The sequence below is a fragment of the Erwinia sp. 1181_3 genome, from assembly GCF_052824965.1.
Genome location: NZ_VTDE01000025.1, coordinates 1 through 1771, shown reverse-complemented (window position 1 = coordinate 1771; position 1771 = coordinate 1). Strand labels below are relative to the sequence as shown.

General features: G+C 53.5%; 1 rRNA gene. It reads left to right on the top strand.

What is annotated here, in order from left to right:
• Positions 1-217 precede the first annotated feature (217 nt).
• Positions 218-1760 (top strand): 16S ribosomal RNA (locus FY046_RS23550).
• Positions 1761-1771: the final 11 nt, after the last annotated feature.

The following is a 1771-nucleotide window of genomic DNA, read 5'->3' as shown; positions in this document are numbered from 1 at the left end:
AAGCGTAATATACGCCACCTCGCAACAGGAAGCTTCGGCACTGATTGCACCGCTCTTTAACAATTTATCAGACAATCTGTGTGGGCACTCGCAGGATTGATATCAGTCACCTCCGGGTGACAAAAAATATCAAGTCTTAAGAGTGAACACATAATGAAATTCATTATGACGTTTTACACTTGAGCATCGCTGCACTTGTTGCAGCAAATCGAACTTTTAATTGAAGAGTTTGATCATGGCTCAGATTGAACGCTGGCGGCAGGCCTAACACATGCAAGTCGAACGGTAGCACAGAGGAGCTTGCTCCTTGGGTGACGAGTGGCGGACGGGTGAGTAATGCCTGGGAAACTGCCCGATGGAGGGGGATAACTACTGGAAACGGTAGCTAATACCGCATAACGTCTTCGGACCAAAGTGGGGGACCTTCGGGCCTCACACCATCGGATGTGCCCAGGTGGGATTAGCTAGTAGGTGGGGTAATGGCTCACCTAGGCGACGATCCCTAGCTGGTCTGAGAGGATGACCAGCCACACTGGAACTGAGACACGGTCCAGACTCCTACGGGAGGCAGCAGTGGGGAATATTGCACAATGGGCGCAAGCCTGATGCAGCCATGCCGCGTGTATGAAGAAGGCCTTCGGGTTGTAAAGTACTTTCAGTGGGGAGGAAGGCAGTGGAGTTAATAGCTTCGCTGATTGACGTTACCCGCAGAAGAAGCACCGGCTAACTCCGTGCCAGCAGCCGCGGTAATACGGAGGGTGCAAGCGTTAATCGGAATTACTGGGCGTAAAGCGCACGCAGGCGGTCTGTCAAGTCGGATGTGAAATCCCCGGGCTCAACCTGGGAACTGCATTCGAAACTGGCAGACTAGAGTCTTGTAGAGGGGGGTAGAATTCCAGGTGTAGCGGTGAAATGCGTAGAGATCTGGAGGAATACCGGTGGCGAAGGCGGCCCCCTGGACAAAGACTGACGCTCAGGTGCGAAAGCGTGGGGAGCAAACAGGATTAGATACCCTGGTAGTCCACGCCGTAAACGATGTCGACTTGGAGGTTGTGCCCTTGAGGCGTGGCTTCCGGAGCTAACGCGTTAAGTCGACCGCCTGGGGAGTACGGCCGCAAGGTTAAAACTCAAATGAATTGACGGGGGCCCGCACAAGCGGTGGAGCATGTGGTTTAATTCGATGCAACGCGAAGAACCTTACCTGGCCTTGACATCCACGGAATTCGGCAGAGATGCCTTAGTGCCTTCGGGAACCGTGAGACAGGTGCTGCATGGCTGTCGTCAGCTCGTGTTGTGAAATGTTGGGTTAAGTCCCGCAACGAGCGCAACCCTTATCCTTTGTTGCCAGCACGTAATGGTGGGAACTCAAAGGAGACTGCCGGTGATAAACCGGAGGAAGGTGGGGATGACGTCAAGTCATCATGGCCCTTACGGCCAGGGCTACACACGTGCTACAATGGCGCATACAAAGAGAAGCGACCTCGCGAGAGCAAGCGGACCTCATAAAGTGCGTCGTAGTCCGGATCGGAGTCTGCAACTCGACTCCGTGAAGTCGGAATCGCTAGTAATCGTAGATCAGAATGCTACGGTGAATACGTTCCCGGGCCTTGTACACACCGCCCGTCACACCATGGGAGTGGGTTGCAAAAGAAGTAGGTAGCTTAACCTTCGGGAGGGCGCTTACCACTTTGTGATTCATGACTGGGGTGAAGTCGTAACAAGGTAACCGTAGGGGAACCTGCGGTTGGATCACCTCCTTACCTGAAGATAC